The organism is Oceanomicrobium pacificus, assembly GCF_009833495.1.
GTDB lineage: Bacteria > Pseudomonadota > Alphaproteobacteria > Rhodobacterales > Rhodobacteraceae > Oceanomicrobium > Oceanomicrobium pacificus.
On sequence record NZ_WUWG01000007.1, the window covers coordinates 1 to 22296 of the forward strand.

The window sequence follows — 22296 nt, forward strand, 5'->3', positions numbered from 1 at the left end:
GAGATCGACGATGTAGTGACGGGCGTGCTCGAAGCCTCGCCCTATGCCGACCGGATCCGCACCAAGACCGGTCACGGGCTTGGCCGCGCGGTTCACGAAGACCCGTACATCATGCGGGGCAACCACCAGACGCTAGAACCGGGCATGGTCTTTACCAACGAACCCGGCCTCTACCAGCCCGGCGGCTTTGGTGTGCGGATCGAGGATGATGTGCTGGTGACAGGTGATGGCTGCCGCTGCCTGACGCAGTTCCCGAAAGAGTTGACGCTGATCGGCTGAGCGCCTGCCGCGACGTCAGCCCGGCCCGCCTGTAGGGCCTTGTGCCCTGCGCCTGCTACAGTCGCGGCCGATACAGACTTGCGGATGGACGGATCATGGCGGAACGGAAAGCAGACCTTCTGGTGATCGGGGCGGGCCTGGCCGGGCTTGTGGCCGCCGATGCGGCGGCGGCGCGTGGCAAATCGGTGATCCTGCTCGATCAGGAAGGGCCGCAATCGTTGGGGGGGCAGGCCTTCTGGTCACTGGGCGGGCTCTTCATGGTCGACACGCCGGAACAGCGCCGCATGGGCATCCGCGACAGCGCCGAACTGGCCCATGACGACTGGATGGGGTCCGCGGGGTTCGACCGGCCCGAGGACCGCAACCCGCGCGCGGTTGCGGAAGCCTATCTCGACTGGGCCGCGGGCGAGATGCGGGGCTGGCTCCACGGGCGCGGGATGCGCTGGTTCCCTGTCGTGGGCTGGGCTGAACGCGGCGGGTCGCTCGCGGGCGGTCACGGCAATTCCGTGCCGCGCTTCCACATCACATGGGGCACCGGCCCGGGCGTTATCCGGCCCTTCGTTGAAGCGGTCGAGGCGCATATCAAGGCCGGCCGCATCACATACCTGCCCCGCCACCGCGTGACGGGCCTCTCCCGCACAGGCGGCGCCGTGACCGGTGCAACAGGCGATGTTCTGGCCGATGACGAGGCCCGCCGCGGTGCCAGCACCAATCGCGACGTCACGGGCCGGTTCGACATCGCGGCCGATGCGACGCTTGTCTCGTCGGGCGGAATCGGTGGCAGTCTCGATCTGGTGCGGCAGAACTGGCCGTCGGACGACCTCGGTCCCGCGCCTGCGCGCATGGTGGCCGGTGTGCCGGATTTCGTCGATGGCGCGATGATCGGCATCGCGCGGGACGCGGGTGCTGGCATCATCAATGCCGACCGGATGTGGCACTATACCGAAGGGCTGCAGAACTGGGACCCGATCTGGCCCAATCACGGGATCCGCATCCTGCCGGGGCCAAGCTCGCTCTGGTTCGACGCGCTTGGAGTGCGGATGGAGGCCCCCTGCCTGCCGGGCTTCGACACGCGGGCGACCCTGCGCCGGATCCTTGCCACCGGTCACGACCATAGCTGGTTCATCCTGACCCAGAAGATCATCGAGAAGGAATTCGCCCTGTCCGGGTCGGAGCAGAATCCGGACCTGACCGACGGTGGGTGGGCCGACGTGCTGAAGGCGCGGCTCGGCAAGGGTGCGACGCCGCAGGTGGAAGCATTCAAGCGTGAAGGCGCGGATTTCGTGGTCTCCGACAGTCTCGAGGATCTGGTCGCGGGCATGAACCGACTGGAGCCTGACACGCCGCTCGATCCGGCGGCCATCCGCGCCCAGGTGGAAGCCCGCGATGCGCAGATGACCAACCCGTTTGCCAAGGACGCACAGGTCATCGCGCTGCGCGGGGCGCGGACCTATCGCGGCGACCGGCTGATCCGGACGGCAAAACCGCACCGCATCCTCGACCCTGCTGCCGGGCCGCTGATCGCGGTGCGCCTCAACATCCTGACCCGCAAGACGCTCGGCGGATTGCACACGGATGTCGACGGGCAGGTGATCGGACCTGACGGGAACGCGGTGCCGGGTCTTCTGGCCGCGGGCGAGGCCGCGGGTTTCGGCGGCGGCGGCTATCACGGTTACAATGCGCTGGAGGGCACGTTCCTCGGCGGGTGCATCTTTTCGGGCCTGAGGGCCGGCCAGACAGGCTAGTCCCTGCCCCGCTCGAAGCTGATCGACTTGACGAGCGCATGGACCGGCTTGCCGACCGACAGGCCGAGCGCGTCCACCGCCTCGCGCGTGACGCGCGACCGCAAGGCCGACCCGCCAACCGCCAGCGTCACTTCCGCAAAGGGCGACCCGGCCGCACCGTCAATGGCCGTGATGTGGCCCTCAAGCACATTGCGGATCGACAGGCCCTCGGGCCGCGCAAGCGCCAGCGACACGTCGCGCGCGCGGATATGCAAAAGCACTTCCGACCCGTCCGGCCGGTCGAGCGCGGGCACGGTCACCTGCTGGCCGCCAAGGTCGAGCCGCGTCAGGTGATAGGCGCGATCCTGTCCCGTGACGCGGGCACGCAGCCGCACGCCTGCATCGAACCGGCCGGCGGCATCCTCCAGATCCAGTTCGGCAAAGAGCCGGTCCACCGGCCCCGACTGCAGGATACGGCCTGCCTTCATCACGGCCATGGTCTGCGCCAGCCGTGCAACCTCGGCCAGATCGTGGCTGACATAAAGGATCGGAATATCGAGGGCGGGCACGAGATCTTCCAGATAGGACATGATCTCGTCCTTGGCGGCACCGTCCAGCGCCGAGAGCGGCTCGTCGAGCAACAGGATGCGTGGCCGACTGAGGAGCGCGCGCCCGATTGCAACGCGCTGGCGCTCCCCGCCTGACAGGTTCTGCACCCCCCGCGCCATCAGCCCCGACAGGCCCAGAAGCGCGATGAGCCGGTCCGGATCGGGCCCGGAACGCGTGTCACCCTTTCGCGCCCGCTCGGCCCCGAACCGCAGATTGTCCGCAACCGACAGGTGCGGAAAAAGCCGCGCATCCTGAAACACATAGCCCACGGGCCGCTGGTGCGGTTTGCGCCAGATCCGCGCCCCGTCCTGCCAGTCCGACGCGCCGATCTTCAGCCAGCCGTCGAGCCGGTCCAGACCTGCAATCGCGCGCAGGAGCGAGGTCTTTCCGCTGCCTGACGGGCCGAATATGGCGGTGATCCCCTCCCCCGGCAGGTCGAACTGCAGGTCGAGCGGGAAGTCCCCGCGCCGCCCGGTCAGGGCGCCTGCGATGCGCGCGCCGCTCACAGGCCCACCCGCCCGGCACGTCGTCCGATGACCGATACGGCCAGGATCACGAGAAAGGCAAAGACCATCATGCCGGCGGACAGGAGATGCGCTTCCCGCCAGTGCAGCGTTTCGACGAAATCGAAAATCGCGACCGACAGCACCCGCGTCTCGCCCGGTATGTTGCCGCCGATCATCAGGATGATCCCGAATTCGCCCACCGTGTGGGCAAAGCCGAGCACCATCGCAGTCAGGAATCCCGGTCGGGCCAGCGGTACGGCCACGGTGAAGAACCGGTTCCACGGGCTGGCGCGCAGGGTCGCCGCGGCTTCCAGAAGCGGATCGCCGATCGCCTCGAAGGCGGTGCGCAACGGCTGCACCACGAAAGGCAGCGAATAGATGGTCGAGCCGATCACAAGCCCGGTAAAGGTGAAGGCAAGCGACCGCGCGCCGAACCATTCGGCCACCCAGCCACCCGGACCCGACGGGCCAAGCAGGATCAGAAGGTAGAAGCCGAGCACGGTCGGCGGCAGGACGAGCGGCATGGCAACGAGCGTGCCCACTACCTCGCGCCAGCGCGACCGGGTGCGTGCCAGCCACCAGGCCAGCGGCGTGCCGAGGATCAGGAGCACGACAACTGTAGCCAGCGCCAGCTGGACCGTCAGCCAGACCGGCTGCCAGAGCGCCGCGCCGCTCACGCGCCTGCCCCTGTGCGGTAGCCGTCGGCCCGCAGGATGGCCGCGGCGGCGTCGCCCTGCAGGAACGCCGCGAACCGCGCCGCTGCCTCGGGCTGGCGGGATGCGGCCAGAACCGCCCCGTCCTGACGGATGGGCGTGTGCAGGTCCTCGGGCACCGGCCAGCGCGGACGGTCCGGCCTTGCCGCGATCTGGCTTGCGGCAATGAACCCGAAGGCAGCATTGCCGCTTTCGACGAACTGGAACGCCTGTCCGACCGAGGTGCCCCGCACGAGCCTGCCGGCCAGCGGATCAGTCAGGCCAAGTGCGTCCATCACTTCGACCGCCGCACGGCCGTAGGGGGCTGTGTCTGGGTTTGCGATCGCCACCCGCCCGCCATCCGTCAGCAACCGCTCGGGCGACGGGGCGATATCCGGCGCGGACGAAACCAGCGCGAGGCGGCCGATCGCGTAGGTGAAGGGGCCCGCATCCGCCACGAGCCCTGCCGCTGCCGCCGCTGCAGGGCGCTCCCTGTCCGCGGCGAGGAACAGATCGAAGGGCGCGCCTTGTGTGATCTGAGCGAAAAGCTGTCCGGTCGACCCGGAGCTGAACTCGACCATTCCGCCGCCCGCAGCCGTGAAGGCCGCCCCGACGCGCCGTGCCGTATCGAGAAAATTTGCCGCCACCGCCACCCGCAACGGCCCTTGCTCGTCCGCCCCGATGGCCATGCCGCTGCCAAGCAGGGCCAGACCGCCGCTGATCCCGGCCAGCACCCCGCGCCGCGTCACTGGATCAGGGCGCAGTATGGTGGCAGGTCGGGATGGATGCGGCGTCATGGCGCTGACGAAACCATATTCGGCTGGGCGCTCCAACAGTTTTCGGTGGCGCAGGACGGCCACGCCAATATTCCGTGTGAAGCTTGTCTCTTAACAGTTTTGAATAATGCTGCTATTTGACATCAGGCTATGGATTGACCTTTGCGGCACCAGCCTGAACGACTGGACGACCAAGGCCGAAATATCAATGACATACACGCGACTGTTCACGTCACTTCTGACCCTCTTCGTGGCCGCATCCCCGGTGGCCGCGCTGGACCAGTCCGCGGAGCTGGGCCTCACCCCGACGGATGCGGGGCTGAAGCTGCAGCTCACCCTGCCCGAAGAGGCGCTTCTGCCGGCCGATGCCTCGCCGGATGATCTGGGATTCCTGCTGGCGATCCTGGCCGATCCCGCGCCTTTCTTCCGGTTTCTCGGCCCCGGCCGATGCCATGTCGCGGAGGCCGAGGTTGAACGGCTGCCCGCATCGGACGGGCAGCGCCAGATTGCGGCACGTTACGGGTTCCGCTGCACCGATGGGCGACCCGACCGGCTGGCGGTCGACCTGTTCGACATGTTCCCCGGTCTCGACGCGGTCGCGCTCGACGGGATGAGCCGCCCGCTCACGGCCGCTGACCGGCTGATCGACCTGCCCGCCAACTGACACGCCTGCCCCGCCGTAGCGCCTTGCGCCTGCGCATCAGAGCGCGGGTCGTCTGATATTGCACCCGCATCATCGATGTTCGATTTATTTTCGTTTATTCACATTTTGAACCTTTCTGATGCAAAAAGGTTGTCGTATGAACGCGCCGAAAGGGTCCACGATGCAGCTGAATCACCGCCAGGAAGAGATACTCGCCCGCGCTGGATCTGGGGAACCGCTCGGTGTCGACGTGCTGGCCGACCGGTTCGGTGTGACCCCGCAGACCGTGCGCCGCGACCTCAACGACCTGAGCCAGCGCGGCTTGCTCAAGCGCGTGCATGGCGGTGCGGTGCTCGGCGGGCACATGGCCGGCCTGCCCTATCAGGACCGGCGGATGCTGGCGGCCGATGCCAAGGCCCGCATTGCCCGCGCGGCGGCGCGCGAGGTTCCCGACTCTTCAACTCTCATCCTCAATATCGGGACGACGACCGAACAGGTGGCACGGGCGCTTTACAACCATCGCGGCCTCTCGGTCGTGACCAACAATATCAACGTGGTGAACATCCTGTCGGGCGCGCCGGAGAAGGAAATCCGTCTTGCAGGCGGTCTGGTGCGCCAGAGCGACGGGGCGGTCATCGGGGATGCGACGGTCGCCTTCATGCAGCAGTTCAAGGCCGACACGGCCATCATTGGCGCCTCCGCGCTCGACGCGGATGGCGATATTCTCGACTTTGACGAACGCGAGGTTGCGGTGGCCCGCGCGATCCTGCGCAGCGCGCGCCATCGCATCCTCGTGGCAGACAGGTCGAAATTCGAGCGCCGCGCGGCGATCCGCATCTGCACCGTGGCCGATCTGGATCTGGTCATCACCGACCGGGCGCCGCCAGAGCCGTTCCGCACCGCCTGCACTGCCGCAGGCACGCGACTGATGGTTGCCGGAGAGGATGCATGACCGACCGCGCGCAATATGACCTGCTTGTCATCGGCGGGGGGATCAACGGGTGCGGCATCGCACGCGATGCGGCCGGGCGCGGCCTGTCGGTCCTGCTCGTCGAGCAGAGCGATCTGGCGAGCGCCACGTCCTCCGCCTCGACCAAGCTCTTTCATGGCGGTCTGCGCTATCTGGAATATTACGAGTTCCGGCTGGTGCGCGAGGCACTGCGCGAACGCGAAACGCTGTTGCGGAACATGCCGCATATCTCCTGGCCGCTGCGCTTCGTCCTGCCCCACCATAGCGGGCTGAGGCCGGCCTGGCTCCTGCGGCTCGGGCTGGCGATCTACGACCATATGGGCGGGCGCAAGATCCTGCCGCCGACACGGGTGCTGGACCTTGCGCAGGATCCGGCAGGCACGCCGCTCAAGAAGGATTTCCGCAAGGCGTTCGAATATTCCGACTGCTGGGTCGAGGATTCGCGTCTGGTCGTCCTGAACGCGCGTGACGCGGCCGACCGCGGGGCCGAGATCCGCACGCGCTGCACATGTGTGGGCGCAACAGCGGGGACGGACGGTTGGGAGGTGGATCTGCAATCCGCGGAGGGATCGAAGGAAACGGTCCATGCCCGCGCCATCGTCAACGCGGCGGGCCCCTGGGTCGATCAGGTGCTAAAAGGGACGCTCGGGCAAGCCACGCCCGACCGGATCCGCCTCGTGCGCGGCAGCCATATCGTCACCCGCAAGCTCTTCGACCATGACCGACCCTATATTTTCCAGCAAAGCGACGGGCGGATCATTTTCGCCATCCCCTATGAAGGGGAGTTCACCCTGATCGGCACGACCGATGCGGACCATGACGGCCCACCCGACGCCGCGGTCTGCACGCCGGAGGAACAGGATTATCTTTGCGCGGCGGCGTCGGAATATTTCGCCAAACCGGTCACGCGGTCGGATATTGTCTGGACCTATTCCGGCGTGCGCCCGCTTTATGATGACGGGGCGAGTTCCGCGACCGCCGCCACCCGCGATTATGTCCTCAAACTGATTGGCGGCGACGGGGCAGACGGGCCGGCTGCGCCGCTCCTGTCGGTGTTCGGCGGCAAGATCACCACATATCGGAAGCTGGCAGAAGCCGCCGTCGCAAAGCTGGAACGTGTGTTCGGCCCGCTACCCGCGGGCTGGACCGCCGACGCGCCGCTTCCGGGGGGCGATTTCCCCGTCGACGGGTTCGATGCACTGGTCGCAGGCCTACAAGCCGACTATCCGTTCCTGCCGCCCGCGCTGGCCCGACGTCTGGCGCGGGCCTATGGCACATGCGCCCGCGCGCTCCTCGGCGATGCATCGGACATGGCCGCGCTCGGCGCGGATTTCGGGGCCGGCCTGACAGAAGCCGAGATACGCTACCTGATGGCGCGGGAATGGGCACGGTCGGCGGAGGATGTCATCTGGCGCCGCTCCAAACTCGGCCTGCGCCTCGACGGCGACCAGATCCTGCGCCTGCAGGACTGGATGGACCAGAACCGCGCTTAAGGGTCAGGCGGCAAAAGCCGCCATGATTGCATCGACAATGCGTTCATTGTTCTGCACATCGTCGAAATCGGGATGCAGCACCTTGTAATATTCGTCCGTCACAAGATCGTGCGTGCTGTCATAGAGCCGGTCCACCGCCCCCTGAAGCGCCACCGGATCGACACGGGTGCCAGCAAAGGACTCCCAATCCGGCCGGTCGCCCCACTTCCATGCGCCCGGGAAATCCCGCCAGAAGGCCAGGCCCATGGCGAGCGCCGGCTTGCCGAAGCGCAGCGCCTCCCACCCGGCGGTTCCGGTCACTGTGGCAACGCCGATGGCCTTCTCGGTCAAGGTAAAGCTCGGCACCGAACGGGCGGCAACATCGACGCCCGGGATCCGGAACAGACGGTCAAGCAGAAGCCGGCCGCGCATCACACCCATTTGTTTGGGGTTTTCCTTCACCACAAGGCGCACATCATCGGGCATCCATGCCCGCAATTCCTCCACCGCCCGCACCTGATCGGCATAGACGCCGCCGAGGACATCGGTCGTCAGTTCCGGCTGAAGGTGGGCCGGGAAATAGACGAACGGCCCGTCGATCAGGCGCTCGGTTTCGGTGATCGCCTCGTCCTTCATCCGCTGGAAGAAATAGCGGTTCCGCGCGGCATCACGGCGTTCGCGCAGACGCTTCAGCGTTTGCCATTCGTCATACAGTCCCGGCGGCGACACGAGGTTTCCGAGCGCGCGGGCATGAGTGCGCACGGCACCGCTCACCAGTTTCTTCCGGATCTTCCGGTCCGAATGGACGCTGTCCATGTAGAAGGGCGGCCGCTCGGGCGGCGCGATGTCGACGCGCGGCGGACCGTCCTGCGCCACAGGCAGTTGCGCAAGATCGCCATAATCCTCGTTCCGCGTCAGGATGAAACTGCGCGGACCGAAGGGGCTCTGGACGAAAATTCGGTAGGGCAGACCGAGTACATGCGCCATCGCGTAGACGACGTTATTATAGCCTTCATGGGCGAAATTGGCCGACACGACAGCGGTGACGCCACGCCCCAGAAGCAGGCTCTCCGCATGCGCATAGGCTTTGGCGAAAAGCTGTTCGAAATCGATCCAGTTCGACGCCAGCGCCTCGCACCAGAACCGGCGCTGCACGCAACGGATGAATGTCTCGAAACTGGCGGCACGCACCTGATCATAAAGGGCGCGATCCACCGGACGATAGTCAGGCCATGGCCGGTCGAGGTTCTGCCAGGCCCGGAAATCCATGCTGCTGTCGGTCGGCGGGACGAGTGCGCGGTCGAGATGCGTCTCCGGCAGCTCGGCGTGGAAGGCCACCTCCAGCCCGCGTGCTTCCAGCCCGCGCCGCACCGGGCGCTTGAAGCCGAGGATCAGCAGCCGCTCGCTCATGCCGCATCCGTCATTCGATCATCGTCCAGTCGAGCGCGTCACCCCGTTTCAGATCGCGTCGCGCGCGCCGGCCCAGGACATCCGGCAAGGCTTTCGGCGGCAGCCCGTAACCGGGGCGGATCGAGCGCACATGGCTTTCGGTCAGGGTTTCGCCTGCATCCACGTCCGCCACGACATAAAGCGAGCGCCGGAATTTCGCGACCCCCTGCTCGGACGGTTTCAGCGCATAGCCGACCTGCCCGAGCGACAGGAACGCGTCGTTGCAGGAGCGGACAAGATCCCGGAATTCCTGCGGTTCGAGACTGAAGCTCGAGTCCGGCCCGCCATCATTGCGGTCGAGCGTGAAATGTTTCTCGATCACCCGCGCCCCGAGCGCGACAGAGGCCACCGACGTGGCGGTGCCGAGCGTATGGTCCGACAGGCCCGCCACAACGCTGAAAGCCTCGGCCAGATGGGGAATGGTCCGCAGGTTGGAATCCTCCGCCGGTGCCGGGTAGGAACTGATGCAATGGAGAAGAACCAGTTCTTCGCAACCGTTTTCCCTCGCCGTGCGGACGGCGGCCTCGATCTCTCCGAGATTGGCAATGCCGGTCGACATGATCATCGGCTTGCCCTCCCGCGCAATGCGGGCAATGAGCGGCAGGTCGAGAAGCTCGAAAGAGGCCACCTTGTAAGCCGGCGCGTCGAGGCCCGACAGCAGGTCAACGGCGGTCGGGTCGAAGGGTGTGGAAAACAGCGTCACGCCCCGTTTCGCAGCCCGCTCGAACATTGCACCGTGCCACTCGAAGGGCGTCTGCGCTTCGGAATAGAGGTCATGCAGCGTCCGCCCGTCCCACAGGCCACCCTCGATCCGGAACTCCGGCCGGTCGACATCAATCGTCAGCGTGTCGGCCGTATAGGTCTGGATCTTGATCGCGTCGCAACCGGTATCTGCGGCATGGTCGATCATCTCCAACGCGCGGTCGAGGTCGCCATTATGGTTGGCCGACAGTTCGCAAATCACATAGGGCGGGTGATCGGGGCCAATCTTGCGGCCGGCGATTTCGATTGTTGCGGTCATTCCTGTGTCCCGTTTTGTGCGGGCTCAAACTCGCAGATCACGAATGGACTGTCACGCCCGACAATTTCAAATCCGGCTCTGGAGAACAGGCGAAGCGAGGCGTCATTGCTTTCGTGGATCATCGCCTGCAAGCGCTGCGTCCCCTGCGCGCCCGCGAAGCGGGCCACAGCCGCCTTCAGGAGCGGCAATGCCTGACCGGTTCCCCGGCACGCAGGATTGACCGCAATACTGACCGTCGCCACGCCATCGTCGCGTTGGTCGAAGCGGACCTGGCCGATGGCGCGCCCGTCCCGCTCGCCAATGAACAAAGTGCACCGGTCATCCTGTAGGACCCGTGTCCACCAGCCGCAATGATCGGTCCATGGAATAGGGTCCGCGGACCCTTGCAAATGCCGGCTGTCCGGATCGTTTCGCCAGAACCAGATATTCGCGCGATCCTGGTCCGCAGCGGTCCGGAGTCTGAGCGGCGCATCGTGCCGGACTTTCGGACGGTCCGCGGCGGAGGTGCGGAGCATGTCTGCCAGTCGGTTTGCGCCCTGACCGTCACAGAGCGCCATGGCACTCCGGCGCATCGCCTGCCGCGCATCCGCATCCGCCTGGAGCTTGACCACGGCAGCGATCATACTGTCCTGGTCGTCGGCCACGATGGCGGCGCCCGCCCTGGACAGAGCCGCTGCATTGTCCCGCTGGTTCTCCGCGACGATGGCCACCACGGACGGCAGGCCCAGACAGGCGCGCTCCCACGTGGTGCCGCCTGCCGAACCGACCGCGAGGTCGGCCGAAGCCATCAGTTGCGCAACATCGCGCGTGTCGACGTGGCACGCCACGCGAGCAGATGCGTCAGCGAGCGCCATCAGCGGCTTCAGGCTCGGCGCGGCCGACCCTATAGCCACGTCGATCATGACGTCGGGCAAAGCCTCCGCCAAGGCGCGCGCCACCGGAAGTGCCCAGGCGCCAAAATCCGTCAGCCCGAAGCTGAGAAATAACCGTTCCACCTTGCCGGCCCTGTCCGGCAGAGTCCGGCGCAGTTCCCCAAATTCCGGGCGCAGTAGGGCATAGTCGCCGCCGGTCAGAACAGTGGCGTCGGAAGGCACGAACCCGAGATAGTCACGGGCCGCACGTCCGGGCGTCGGATCACAGAGGATATCGCAATCCCGCGGCCGTGCCGGGGCATCTTCGAGCACAAGGACCCGTGTCCCATGGCGGCGCGCCTGTGTGCCAACGGCGGGATCGATCCCGTATCCGTCAACAACCAACACATCTACTTCGTCAAAATCTGATATTTTTTCAGATACTTCAAATTCATTCTTCAGAACATGTCTGACGAAGGGCACGTGATCCGGCGATGCCGAGAAGGCGCCATGGTCGCCGGATGCGTGCAGCGCACGCGCCAGCGTGAGCGACCGCATCACGTGTCCACCGCCGATCTCGGGGCTGCCTTCGACGAGAAAACGCACCCGCATCGGTCAACTCCGGATCGATTTCAGCGCTTCGGCAAATTTCCAGTCGGCCGGCTCGTCAATGTCGCAAACATCCCAACGGTCGAGGATGACAGGTCGTGCATTGTCCCACGGACGCCTGTCGGGTTCCCGCCATTGGGCAGCGGTTGCGAAATAGAACTGGCCCGCATCGGCATAAGCCGGTTCCAGATCCTGGCTCCGCAGCGGCATCTGGTCGGGGAAGAACGGCACGGCCCGCGCGCCTTCGAGGCGGTAGCTGCGCTGGAACGGGCTTGGCAGCGCCACCATCGACATGGCGAAGCCTGTTGCGTCACCCGCGAGCGCCGCCAGGCCCTGCCGCAAATGTGCCGGCGTCACGAGTGCCGCGGTGGCATATAGGCAGCAGACGACAGTTCCCGGCGCCAGATCGAGCCGGTCCACCGCATCGCGGATCACCTCCGTAGTCGTGCTGAAATCGTCCGCCAAGTCGGCGTCGCGCCGGAACGGAACCTCTGCACCTTCCGCTTCTGCCACTTGCGCGATTTCTGCATCCTCCGTGCTGACGATGATCCGCGCGAAAAGCCCGGACGCACGGGCTGCCGCAATCGGCCATGCGATCATCGGCCGGCCGCAAAAGGGGGCCACATTCTTGCGCGGAATGCGCTTCGATCCGCCGCGCGCCGGCAGGATGCAAACGGCTTCGCTCATCCCGCGGTCCCGAGCGCCCGTGCCAGCGACTGGACGACCCGGTCCTGCATCCCGTCGGTCAGTCCGGGGAACATCGGGATGCTGATCGCACGGCTGTAATAGTCTTCAGCCGCCGGGAACCGGCCGGGCGCAAAGCCCATCTGTCTGTAGAAAGGCTGCAGATGAATGGGAATGTAGTGAACGTTGACGCCGATATTGTCCGCCCGCATGGCGTCGAAGACGGGCCGGCGGGCCGCGGCATCATCCAGCAGCACGACATAGAGGTGCAGTCCCGAAGCGCCGAAAGGACCACGCTCCAGCCAGCGGAGCGGCAGTTCGGCCAGTAGCTGGTCGTATCGGGCCGCGATCGAGTGCCGGGCGGTGATGATCTCGGACAGGCGGGTCATCTGGCTCGTGCCGAGCGCGGCCTGGATGTCGGTGATCCGGTAATTGTAGCCGAGCGCCTGCTGCTCATAATACCACGGCCCGTCATCGGCTTGCTGGTAACGGCTCGCCTCACGCGTGATGCCATGCGTGCGCAGGTCGTTCATCCGCGCGGCCAGTTCGGGATTGCGGGTCAACGCGGCGCCGCCCTCTCCGCTCGTCACGATCTTCACCGGATGAAAGCTGAAGACGCAGATATCGGAATGGGCGCAGGACCCGATCGGCTGGCCGTCATGGTGGCCGCCGATGCAATGAGACGCATCCTCGACGACGCGGAACCCGTACTCCTTCGCCAGCACACCGATGCGCGCCATGTCACAGCTATGGCCGGCAAAATGCACCGGCACGAGCACCTTGGGCAGCCGCCCTTCGGCTTTGGCCGTGATGAGCCGCCGCTCCAGATCGTCGACATCCATCAGCGCCGTGGCCGGGTCGATATCGACAAAATCGACCGACGCGCCGCAATAGAGTCCGCAATTGGCCGAGGCGACGAAGCTGATCGGACTGGTCCAAAGATGGTCGCCGGGGCCGAGGCCGAGCGCCATGCAGGCGATGTGGAGCGCCGCGGTGGCACTGCTGACCGCGATCGCATGCGGCGCCTCGCACGCGTTGGTCAGCGCCGCCTCGAACGCGGCGATGGCCGGTCCCTGGGTCAGGAAATCAGACCGCAGCACCGCGTCGACGGCGGAGACATCCTCGTCCCGAATGTCCTGCCGGCCATAGGGGATGAAGGGCGCGTCAGTCATAGGCGCCGGGAATTTCCTGTGCGATCAGGTCCTTCAACTCCTCCGCGGTCAGGAACTCGCTATTGTCGCCGGAATTGTAGGAAAAGCCTTCGGGCACCAGCGCCGCGCCGGTGCGGGATTTATAGGCTTCGATGAAGTCCACATCGCCCGAGGGCAGAATCGCGTAATATTTGCCGAGATCGAGCGTGTTGTAGCAATCGCTGGCAGTGATCATTTCCTCATGCAGCTTTTCGCCCGGCCGGATGCCGACGATCTTGGTCTCGCACCCGGGTGCGATCGCGGCGGCCACATCGAGGATGTTGTAGCTCGGAATCTTCGGCACGAAGATTTCGCCGCCGACCGCGTTCTCAATCGACCAGAGAACCATGGCGACGCCTTCGTCGAGCGTGATGTTGAACCGCGTCATGCCCGGGTCGGTGATCGGCAGGGTGCCACTGTCGCGCTGGCCGAGAAAGAAGGGAATGACCGATCCGCGGCTGCCCATCACATTGCCGTAGCGCACAACGGAGAGCTTCAGATCCCGCGATCCGCGCATGTTGTTGGCCGATACGAATAGCTTGTCGGAACAGAGTTTCGTCGCGCCATAAAGGTTGATCGGCGCGGCCGCCTTGTCGGTCGAGAGCGCAACGACCGCCGAGACGTTCGTGTCGAGGCATGCCTCGATGACATTCTGCGCGCCGAGCACGTTGGTCTTGATACATTCAAACGGATTGTACTCCGCCGCCGGAACCTGCTTGAGCGCTGCAGCATGGATCACGATATCCACATCTTCGAGCGCGCGGCGCAACCGGTCCTGATCGCGCACATCACCGATGAAATAGCGCAGGGCCGGGAAATCGCGGGGCGAGAAGCTCTGCTGCATCTCGAACTGTTTCAACTCGTCGCGCGAGAAGATGATGAGACGCCTGACATCGGGATAATCCTGCAGGACCTTGCGCACGAAGGCCTTGCCGAACGAGCCGGTACCGCCCGTTACCAGAATGGATTTTCCGTTCAGCATGGGCACACTCCCCTGAATTTGCAGCATCGCCCCCATCGCGGAGCCGGCGCACCCTGTCTAGCTTGCAGGCTGTGGCACGTCCACGCAGAAATGGGCGGCACCATCGGAGCAGGACCGCCTTGACCTGCTTGCCCAATCCACTATCCCGAAAGGAGTTTGGCGGTTGAGAGGGGGACCTATGCGGATCGTTGTGACCGGCGGCGCGGGCTATATCGGGTCGCATACGGTGCTGGAACTGCTCGCCGACGGGCACGAGATTGCCGTGCTCGACAATTTCTCAAACGCCACGCCTGAGTCGCTGCGCCGCGTTGCGCAACTGACCAACCGGTCTTTCGATGTGACCCGCGGCGACATTCGTGACGCGGCGGCGCTCGATGCGCTCTTCACCCGTTTCCGGCCCGAGGCCGTGATCCATTTTGCCGGGCTGAAAGCCGTCGGCGAAAGCGTGGCCGAACCGCTCCGCTACTATGATCACAACGTGCGCGGCAGCCTGTCGCTGATCGAGGCGATGGACCGGCACGGCTGCCCAGCGATCGTCTTTTCCAGTTCCGCCACCGTCTATGGCGATCCGGACTACCTGCCCTATGACGAGGCCCATCCCCGCCGGCCCACCAATGTCTATGGCCGGACCAAGCTCGCCGTCGAGGAGATGCTGGCCGACTGGTGCGTGTCGAACGCCGCCACCTCGGCGGTTCTTCTGCGCTATTTCAACCCGGTGGGCGCCCATTCCTCGGGCCGGATCGGGGAGGATCCGTCCGACATCCCGAACAACCTGATGCCGTTCATCAGCCAGGTCGCGGTGGGGCGGCGGCCGCATCTGTCGGTGTTCGGGTCGGACTATGAGACGCGCGACGGCACCGGATTGCGGGACTATGTCCATGTGGTCGACCTTGCCCGCGCACATGTGGCGGCCGTCCGCCATGCCGCCGGGCGCACCGGCTGCGACCCAATCAACCTTGGGACCGGCGACGGGGCGACGGTGCTCGAAGTGGTTGCCGCGTTCGAGAAGGCCGCAGGCCTGTCCATCCCGCTGGAAATGGCCGACCGGCGGCCGGGTGACCTGCCGGCCTATTATGCCGATGCCGGCAAGGCGCGGGACGTGCTCGGCTGGCAGGCCGAATACGGGCTGGAGGAGATCTGTGCCTCGGCCTGGGGCTGGCAGAAAGCCAATCCGATGGGATACGGGCCGGAAAAATCTTGAAAAATTGAACGGAACGGCGCTTCTCCTGCGTATAGGATAAAACGACCTGCACTGCGGGATCGGCTGCGAGCCGTCCGCGCAGCGCCCACCGACGGGACGCGCCATGAATTTCCTTCTCCGCAGCCTTGCTGGCCTTTTGCTCTTTGCCGTGACACTCGGCCTGCTCGGGCTGGCCGCTGGGCAGATCATCTGGGCGTCGAAGGAAGTGGCAGGTGGCGGCCCGCCGCAGCGTGGCGGGGGCGAGCGCAGCTTCTCCGTTCAGGTCGACCGGTTCGCACGCGGACCCGAGACGCCTGTGATCCTGTCCTACGGCACGGTGGAGGCTGCCCGCTCGCTGGAATTGCGCGCATTGACCGGCGGCCGGATCGTCGAACTGTCGGAGGATTTCCGCGACGGTGGCACGGTCGCGGAGGGCGAGCTTTTGTTCCGCATCGACCCGGCACGGGCCACATCCGCCCTCAACATCGCCACCATTGCGCTTGAGGAACGCCGCGCCGAACTGGCCGAGGCCGAGGACCGGCGCGACCTGACGGAGGACGAACTGGATGCCGCGATCCAGCAGCGTGACTTGCGCGCGCAGGCGCTGGCACGACAGGATGATCTGCAGGCCCGCGGGGTCGGCACGGCACAAGCCGCGGAAGATGCGCAACTGTCCCTGTCCGCCGCCGAACAGACGTTGGTGCGCCAGCGGCAGGCACTGGCAGAGGCCGAAGCCGCGATCCGCACCGCGCGTATTGCCGTGGACCGAGCGGGGATCGACCTCAGCGATGCCGAACGCGCGCTGGCGGAAACCGAGGTTGCGGCCCCGTTCGCGGGCGTGCTGAGCGACGTGACGGCGATCCTCGGAAGGCTCGTCTCGGCAAATGAGAAGCTCGGCCAGTTGATCGACCCGACCGCGCTCGAAGTGGCCTTCCGCGTGTCCAACGCCCAGTTCGCGCGGCTGCTCGATGACGGCGGCACCCTGCAGAAACTGCCGCTCAGCGTAACTCTGGAACTGGACGACATCCCCTTCACGCTCGAAGGCCGGATCGACCGGGTCGGCGCCGAGGTGGGCGACGGGCAGACCGGGCGGCTGATCTTCGCGCAGATCCGCCAGGCCGGGCAGCAGATCCTGCAGCCCGGCGATTTCCTGACGGTGGAGATCGTGGAGCCGGAGTTGACGGATGTGTCGCGCATCCCCGCAGATGCCGCCACCAGCGACGGGCGGGTGCTCGTGCTGGACGATGAGGACCGGCTGGAGGAGATCACCCTGCCGATCCTGCGCCGGATCGGGGATGAACTGATCGTCGCCGATGCACCGGAGGGGCGCCGCTATGTGCGGGAGCGCCTGCCGCAGCTCGGCGCGGGGATCAAGGTCAAGCCGGTCACCCCGCCGGGCGAAGAGGGCGCGCAGGCACCTGCTGCACCGCAGTCGGTCGTGCTTGACGAGGCGCGCCGCGCGCGGCTCATCGCCTTTGTCGAGGCCAACACGCGGATGCCGGCGGACATGCGCGAGCGGATCCTGAAACAGTTGGAGGCCGAAGAAGTGCCGGTCGCGGTTGTGGAACGGCTCGAATCACGGATGGGAGGCTGAGATGGGCCTGCCGCCGCGCCTTCAGGAACGCGGGTTCAACCTGCTCAGCTATTTCACCCGCCACGCAACGGCGGCGAACCTTCTGCTCGCGATCCTGCTCGTGGCAGGCATCGCGGCGAGCACCCGCATCCGTGCCCAGTTCTTCCCCGATGTGGTGATCGAGAGCGTTTCGGTCAGTGTCGCCTGGGAGGGCGCGGGACCGGAGGAGGTCGACGCGGGCGTCATCGCGGTGATCGAACCGGCGCTTCTGGCCGTGGAGGGTGTGACAGAGGCCCGGTCGACCTCGACCGAGGGCAGCGGGCGCGTGTCGCTCGATTTCGAGCCCGGCTGGGACATGGGCCGTGCGACCGAGGATGTGACCGCAGCCGTGGACGCGGTGAGCAACCTGCCGGAAAATGCCGAAGATCCGGTGGTGCGCCGTGCCAACTGGCGCGACCGGGTGACGGACGTGGTCATCTCCGGGCCGGTGTCGGTCGAACAGCTCGGCCGGTTCGCGGACGAGTTTTCAACGCTCCTTTTTGCGGACGGGATCAGCCGTGTGTCGATCAACGGGATCGCCGCGCCGGCGGTCGAGGTCGACGTGCCGCAGCGCAACCTGATCCGCCATGATGTGACCCTGTCCGACATAGCCGGCGTGATCTCGGAGGCCGCCAACACCAACCCGGCGGGCGAGGTCGGTGCCGGCGGCGCGCGGCTGCGCACGGGCACCGAACGGCGCGACGCGGAGGATCTGAACGATCTGGTGGTGCGGGCCAATGCCGATGGATCGAAGCTCCTGCTCGGCGATCTGGCCGACATCCGGGTGATCGGGGCGGACAATGGCCGCGCCTACTATCGCGGCGGCAATCCGGCCGTGTCCCTGCGGGTGGACCGCAGCGACCGCGGCGACGCCATCGCCCTTCAGGCCGCGGTGGAAGCCGCGGCGGAAGAGTTCCAGACCACCCTGCCCCGCGGCGTCACCATCGAACTGACGCGGACCCGCGCGGAGGCGATCACCGACCGGATCGCGCTCCTGATCGACAATGGGCTGATGGGACTGGCGCTGGTGGTCGGGCTCCTCTTCCTGTTCCTGTCCGCGCGCACCGCCTTCTGGGTCGCGGCGGGTATCCCCGTTGCCATGGCGGCGGCGATCGGGCTGATGTACCTGTCGGGCCTCACGCTCAACATGATCTCGCTCTTCGCGCTCATCATCTGCCTCGGCATCGTCGTGGACGACGCGATCGTCGTCGGGGAACATGCGGATTTCCGCGCACGGCGGCTGGGGGAGCCACCCGTCCTGGCCGCCGAGAATGCCGCAAAACGCATGGCGGCACCGGTCTTTTCCGCAACCATCACCACGGTTCTGGCCTTTTTCGGGCTGGTGTCGATCGGCGGACGGTTCGGGTCGCTCATCGCCGATATTCCCTTCACCGTCATTGTGGTGCTGCTGGCATCCCTCGTGGAATGTTTCCTGATCCTGCCGAACCACATGGCCCATGCCATCGCCGCGCGCGGCAAGGACCGCTGGTATGACTGGCCGAGCCGCGTCACCAATGCCGGTTTCCGCTGGGTGCGGACAAAGGCTTTCGCGCCGCTCATGGCCTGGGTGATCCGCCTGCGCTATCCGGTCATGGCGCTCGCCATCCTGATCCTTGCCAATGCTGTCGGCCTGTTCCTGAAAGGCGACGTCACATGGCGCTTCTTCAACGCGCCCGAACAGGGGTCGATCACCGGCAATATAGCCATGCTGCCGACCGCGACCCGCGCTGACACCCGCGCCATGACCGAGGAATTGCAGCGCGCCACGGATGCGGTCGCCGCACGCTACGCGGCGGAGCATGGCACCGACCCGGTGCTCTTTTCCATGACGCAGGTGGGCGGCACCGGCGGGCGCGGCCTGTCCGGATCGGACACGAAGGACCCGGACCAGCTGGGTTCGATCGAGATCGAACTGATCGACGCCGACCAGCGGCCCTATTCCTCCTTCGCCTTCCTTGCCGATCTGCAGGATGAGGTGGTGAACCACCCGATGCTGGAGACGCTGAGTTTCCGCGGCTGGCGGTCCGGTCCGGGGGGCGATGCGCTGGACGTGAAACTGTTCGGGGCGGACAGCCGCACGCTGAAGGCCGCGGCCGAGGCGCTGAAGGTCGAACTCGGGCAATACACGGTCGTCAGCGCGCTTGAGGACAGTCTGGCCTATGACAAGACCGAACTGGTGCTTGACCTGACCCCGCTCGGCCGTGCGCTCGGCTTCACGGTCGAGGGATTGGGCCGCGAATTGCGCCAGCGGTTGAACGGCATCGAGGCGGCGGAATTTCCGGTCGGCACACGCACCGGCACGATCACGGTCGGGCTGCCCGGAGAGGAGATCGCCGCCGATTTCCTGACCACCGCGCGGATGCGCACCCCTGACGGGCAATATGTGCCGCTGAACGAGATCGTGACGGTTGACAGCCAGTATGGCTTTTCCTCCGTGCAAAGGGAAAACGGCGTCAACCTGATCACCGTGACGGGGGACATTTCCGAGGATGATCCGGTCGCGGCCGAAGCCGTGACCACCGCGCTCCGCGCCGACATCCTGCCCGACATCGCGGCGCGGTTCGGCGTCGGCTGGGACCTCGGCGGTCTCGTGGAGCAGGAGAGCGACTTCCTGACCGATGCGCTTATCGGATTCACGCTCTGTGTGCTCGGCATCTACCTGACGCTGGCATGGATTTTCGCAAGCTGGACCCGCCCGCTCGTGGTGCTGGCCATCGTGCCCTTCGGGCTGATCGGCACGATCTGGGGGCATTACAGCTGGGATGTGCCCCTGTCGATCTTCACCGTGGTCGGCCTGATCGGCATGACCGGCATCATCATCAACGACAGTATCGTGCTGGTGACCACGATCGACGAATATGCAGAGAAACGCGGGCTGGTCCCGGCGGTGATCGACGCAGCAACCGACCGGCTCCGGCCGATCCTGCTCACCACGCTGACCACCGTGCTCGGCCTGACGCCGCTGCTCTACGAGAGCAGCGCGCAGGCGCAGTTCCTGAAACCCACGGTCATCACCCTTGCCTACGGGCTCGGCTTCGGCTTCCTGATGGTGCTGCTGGTGGTGCCTGCGCTTGTCATCATGCAGCAGGATGTCGGCCAGCTTTTCCGGTCGCTCCGGCGCGGTGTGGCGGGCCGGCATGACCGGCGTGCGATCCGGCTGGTGCTGAGCGGCGCGGGTCTGACGATTGCCGCGCTGGCCCTGGCGACGGTCGGACGGTGGGCCCTGACGGGCGCAGCCCTGCCGGGACTTGCAGCCTTGGTGCCCGCGCTTGCCGCCCTGCCCGCCGGTCTTGCGGCATTTGCGGGCCTGATGGCCGGGACGCTCCTGATCCTTGTCGCGACCGGCGCGGCGCTCTGGCTCGTCAGCCGGCGGCGGACGGCAGCCTAGGCCGCCCCGCCGAGCACGCCCGAGCGCACGTCATAATCGACGGCGAGGCTGTATTTCGGATCATCCTCGCTGTCGACCATCAGCTGGCCCGCATGGTGCAGGAGCGCGTGGCAGTCGCGGCTCAGATGGCGCAGCATCACCCGCTTGCCCAGAGCCTCGTATTTCGCGGCAATATCCTCGATCGCCTGCAGGGCGGAGGCATCGACGACACGGCTGTTGGCAAAATCGAGGATCACCGTGTCGGGATCTTCTTCGGGGTGGAACAGTTCCATGAAACCGGTGGCGGAGCCAAAGAAGAGCGGGCCTTCCAGTTCATAGACCTTGGCTCCGGTCTCGGTTGCGGACGGCCGCTCCACCGCATGGATGCGCGCCGCTGCGTTCCACGCATAGACGAGCGCCGCCACGATCACGCCGACAACCACCGCCACTGCCAGATCCTCGGCCACCGTCACGCCGGTCACAAGCAGGATGACGAAGGCATCCGAGCGCGGCACGCGGCGCAGGAGCGCGATCGAGTTCCACGCAAATGTGCCGATCACGACCATGAACATCACGCCGACAAGCGCCGCGAGCGGAATGATCTCGATTGCAGGGGCCGCGAAGAGGATGAAGCAGAGCAGGAAGAGCGCCGCCGCGATGCCCGCCAGCCGCGTGCGTCCGCCCGATTTCACGTTGATCATCGACTGGCCGATCATCGCGCAGCCGCCCATGCCGCCGAAAAAGCCGGTCACGACGTTGGCCGCGCCCTGGGCGAGGCATTCCTGGCTCGCGCCGCCGCGCTTGTTGGTCAACTCGCCCACGAGGTTCAGCGTCAGCAGGCTCTCGATCAGGCCGATGGCCGCAAGGATCACCGCATAGGGGAAGATGATCGACAGGGTTTCAAGATTGAGCGGCACCATCGGAATGGCAAATTCCGGCAACCCGCCGGACACGGACGCCATGTCGCCGACGCGCGGAACGGGAATGTCGAACAGGATGACAAGTGCCGTGACAATGCCGATCGCCGCCAGCGGCGCCGGCACCAGACGGGTCAGTTTCGGCACCAGCCAGATCAGCGCCATGGTCGCGGCAACGAGCGCCAGCATCCCCCAGAGCATCGGGCCGGTCATCCAGACCTCATGCCCGCTCGCATCCGTCACCTTGAACTGTTCAAGCTGAGCCAGACCGATCACGATCGCCAGACCGTTCACGAAACCCAGCATCACCGGCTGCGGCACCATGCGGATGAACTTGCCGAGGCGGAAAATGCCCGCGAGCAATTGCAGGATGCCCATAAGGACCACGGTCGCAAAGAGATACTGCACGCCATGTTCGGCCACGAGCGCCACCATGACGACGGCGAGCGCGCCCGTTGCACCGGAAATCATCCCCGGACGACCGCCGAAAACGGCCGTGATCAGGCCGACGATGAAGGCTGCATAAAGTCCGACAAGCGGCTCCACACCAGCCACGAAGGCGAAGGCCACCGCTTCGGGCACCAGCGCCAGCGCCACCGTCAGGCCGGACAGAAGCTCGATCCGCACCCGGTCGGGCGTCATGGTGACGGAATTGAGCGCCTCGCCGGGATTTACGGCGCGGGCAAAGGCGGTCAGCGTGGAACGGAACATGCAGTTTCCTCGGGTCTCGGATGGTCGGGGTCTGGCACGCCCGCTTCAAACC

General features: G+C 66.0%; 18 protein-coding genes. 8 read left to right on the top strand and 10 right to left on the bottom strand.

Annotated elements, in window-relative coordinates; all coding sequences use genetic code 11:
• Together GSH16_RS14195 and GSH16_RS14200 are read left to right on the top strand one after the other, a co-directional pair.
• The coding region (locus GSH16_RS14195; RefSeq protein ID WP_160856263.1) for a M24 family metallopeptidase at positions 1–279 on the top strand (279 nt) is incomplete at its 5' end.
• A gap of 95 nt (positions 280–374) precedes the next feature.
• On the top strand, positions 375–2024 hold the full coding sequence (locus GSH16_RS14200) for an FAD-binding dehydrogenase (protein ID WP_160856265.1): 1650 nt from the start codon (positions 375–377) through the stop codon (positions 2022–2024).
• Here the strand turns inward: GSH16_RS14200 and modC are convergent.
• From modC to modA, 3 genes are read right to left on the bottom strand one after another with little or no spacing between them, the layout of a single operon-like run.
• Positions 2021–3118, bottom strand: a complete 1098-nt coding sequence (gene modC, locus GSH16_RS14205; RefSeq protein ID WP_328803245.1) for a molybdenum ABC transporter ATP-binding protein — start codon at positions 3116–3118, stop codon at positions 2021–2023. The genes GSH16_RS14200 and modC overlap by 4 nt on opposite strands.
• Positions 3115–3795, bottom strand: coding sequence for a molybdate ABC transporter permease subunit (gene modB, locus GSH16_RS14210; RefSeq protein WP_160856267.1), 681 nt, complete (start codon positions 3793–3795; stop codon positions 3115–3117). The genes modC and modB overlap by 4 nt, the downstream gene beginning before the upstream one ends.
• Positions 3792–4670 (bottom strand): molybdate ABC transporter substrate-binding protein, encoded by an 879-nt coding sequence (gene modA / locus GSH16_RS14215; RefSeq protein WP_160856269.1) that lies wholly within the window; start codon positions 4668–4670, stop codon positions 3792–3794. The genes modB and modA overlap by 4 nt, the downstream gene beginning before the upstream one ends.
• Positions 4671–4794: 124 nt before the next feature.
• Here modA and GSH16_RS14220 point away from each other — a divergent pair, with 124 nt between their 5' ends.
• From GSH16_RS14220 to glpD, 3 genes are all read left to right on the top strand, one after another.
• Positions 4795–5250: a hypothetical protein gene (locus GSH16_RS14220; RefSeq protein ID WP_160856271.1), complete on the top strand. Its 456-nt coding sequence runs from the start codon at positions 4795–4797 to the stop codon at positions 5248–5250.
• Between the two features lie 160 nt (positions 5251–5410).
• Positions 5411–6181, top strand: a complete 771-nt coding sequence (locus GSH16_RS14225; protein WP_160856273.1) for a DeoR/GlpR family DNA-binding transcription regulator — start codon at positions 5411–5413, stop codon at positions 6179–6181.
• Positions 6178–7692 carry a glycerol-3-phosphate dehydrogenase gene (glpD, locus tag GSH16_RS14230; RefSeq protein WP_160856275.1) on the top strand — a complete coding sequence of 505 codons (1515 nt, stop codon included), beginning with the start codon at positions 6178–6180 and terminating at the stop codon, positions 7690–7692. The genes GSH16_RS14225 and glpD overlap by 4 nt, the downstream gene beginning before the upstream one ends.
• 3 nt (positions 7693–7695) lie before the next feature.
• Here the strand turns inward: glpD and GSH16_RS14235 are convergent, their stop codons facing one another.
• The 6 genes from GSH16_RS14235 to pseB are packed head-to-tail and all read right to left on the bottom strand — an operon-like array spanning position 7696 to position 14457.
• Entirely contained in the window at positions 7696–9081 is a 1386-nt protein-coding gene (locus GSH16_RS14235) for a capsular polysaccharide export protein, LipB/KpsS family (protein WP_160856277.1), read from the bottom strand.
• 10 nt (positions 9082–9091) lie between these two features.
• Positions 9092–10141 (bottom strand): pseudaminic acid synthase, encoded by a 1050-nt coding sequence (gene pseI / locus GSH16_RS14240; RefSeq protein ID WP_160856279.1) that lies wholly within the window; start codon positions 10139–10141, stop codon positions 9092–9094.
• Positions 10138–11604: a UDP-2,4-diacetamido-2,4,6-trideoxy-beta-L-altropyranose hydrolase gene (gene pseG, locus GSH16_RS14245; protein WP_160856281.1), complete on the bottom strand. Its 1467-nt coding sequence runs from the start codon at positions 11602–11604 to the stop codon at positions 10138–10140. Before pseG ends, pseI begins: the two co-directional genes overlap by 4 nt.
• A 3-nt stretch (positions 11605–11607) precedes the next feature.
• Entirely contained in the window at positions 11608–12288 is a 681-nt protein-coding gene (gene pseF, locus GSH16_RS14250) for a pseudaminic acid cytidylyltransferase (protein WP_160856282.1), read from the bottom strand.
• A complete protein-coding gene (gene pseC / locus GSH16_RS14255; RefSeq protein ID WP_160856283.1) occupies positions 12285–13457 on the bottom strand; it encodes a UDP-4-amino-4,6-dideoxy-N-acetyl-beta-L-altrosamine transaminase in 1173 nt (390 codons plus the stop codon). The genes pseF and pseC overlap by 4 nt, the downstream gene beginning before the upstream one ends.
• Positions 13450–14457, bottom strand: a complete 1008-nt coding sequence (gene pseB, locus GSH16_RS14260; protein ID WP_160856284.1) for a UDP-N-acetylglucosamine 4,6-dehydratase (inverting) — start codon at positions 14455–14457, stop codon at positions 13450–13452. Before pseB ends, pseC begins: the two co-directional genes overlap by 8 nt.
• 178 nt (positions 14458–14635) lie before the next feature.
• On the opposite strand from pseB, the gene galE reads away from it, so the two are divergent.
• The 3 genes from galE (at position 14636) to GSH16_RS14275 (ending at position 20637) form a co-directional block, all read left to right on the top strand.
• Complete coding sequence (galE, locus tag GSH16_RS14265) at positions 14636–15658, top strand: UDP-glucose 4-epimerase GalE (RefSeq protein ID WP_160856285.1); 1023 nt, start codon at positions 14636–14638, stop codon at positions 15656–15658.
• 103 nt (positions 15659–15761) lie between these two features.
• The gene (locus tag GSH16_RS14270) at positions 15762–17231 is read left to right on the top strand and encodes an efflux RND transporter periplasmic adaptor subunit (RefSeq protein ID WP_160856286.1); all 1470 of its coding nucleotides are present in this window, start codon (positions 15762–15764) and stop codon (positions 17229–17231) included.
• Between the two features lies 1 nt (position 17232).
• On the top strand, positions 17233–20637 hold the full coding sequence (locus tag GSH16_RS14275; RefSeq protein ID WP_160856287.1) for an efflux RND transporter permease subunit: 3405 nt from the start codon (positions 17233–17235) through the stop codon (positions 20635–20637).
• On the opposite strand, the gene GSH16_RS14280 is transcribed toward GSH16_RS14275, so the two are convergent.
• The gene (locus GSH16_RS14280) at positions 20634–22175 is read right to left on the bottom strand and encodes a SulP family inorganic anion transporter (protein WP_235913252.1); all 1542 of its coding nucleotides are present in this window, start codon (positions 22173–22175) and stop codon (positions 20634–20636) included. The genes GSH16_RS14275 and GSH16_RS14280 overlap by 4 nt on opposite strands.
• Positions 22176–22296 lie beyond the last annotated feature (121 nt).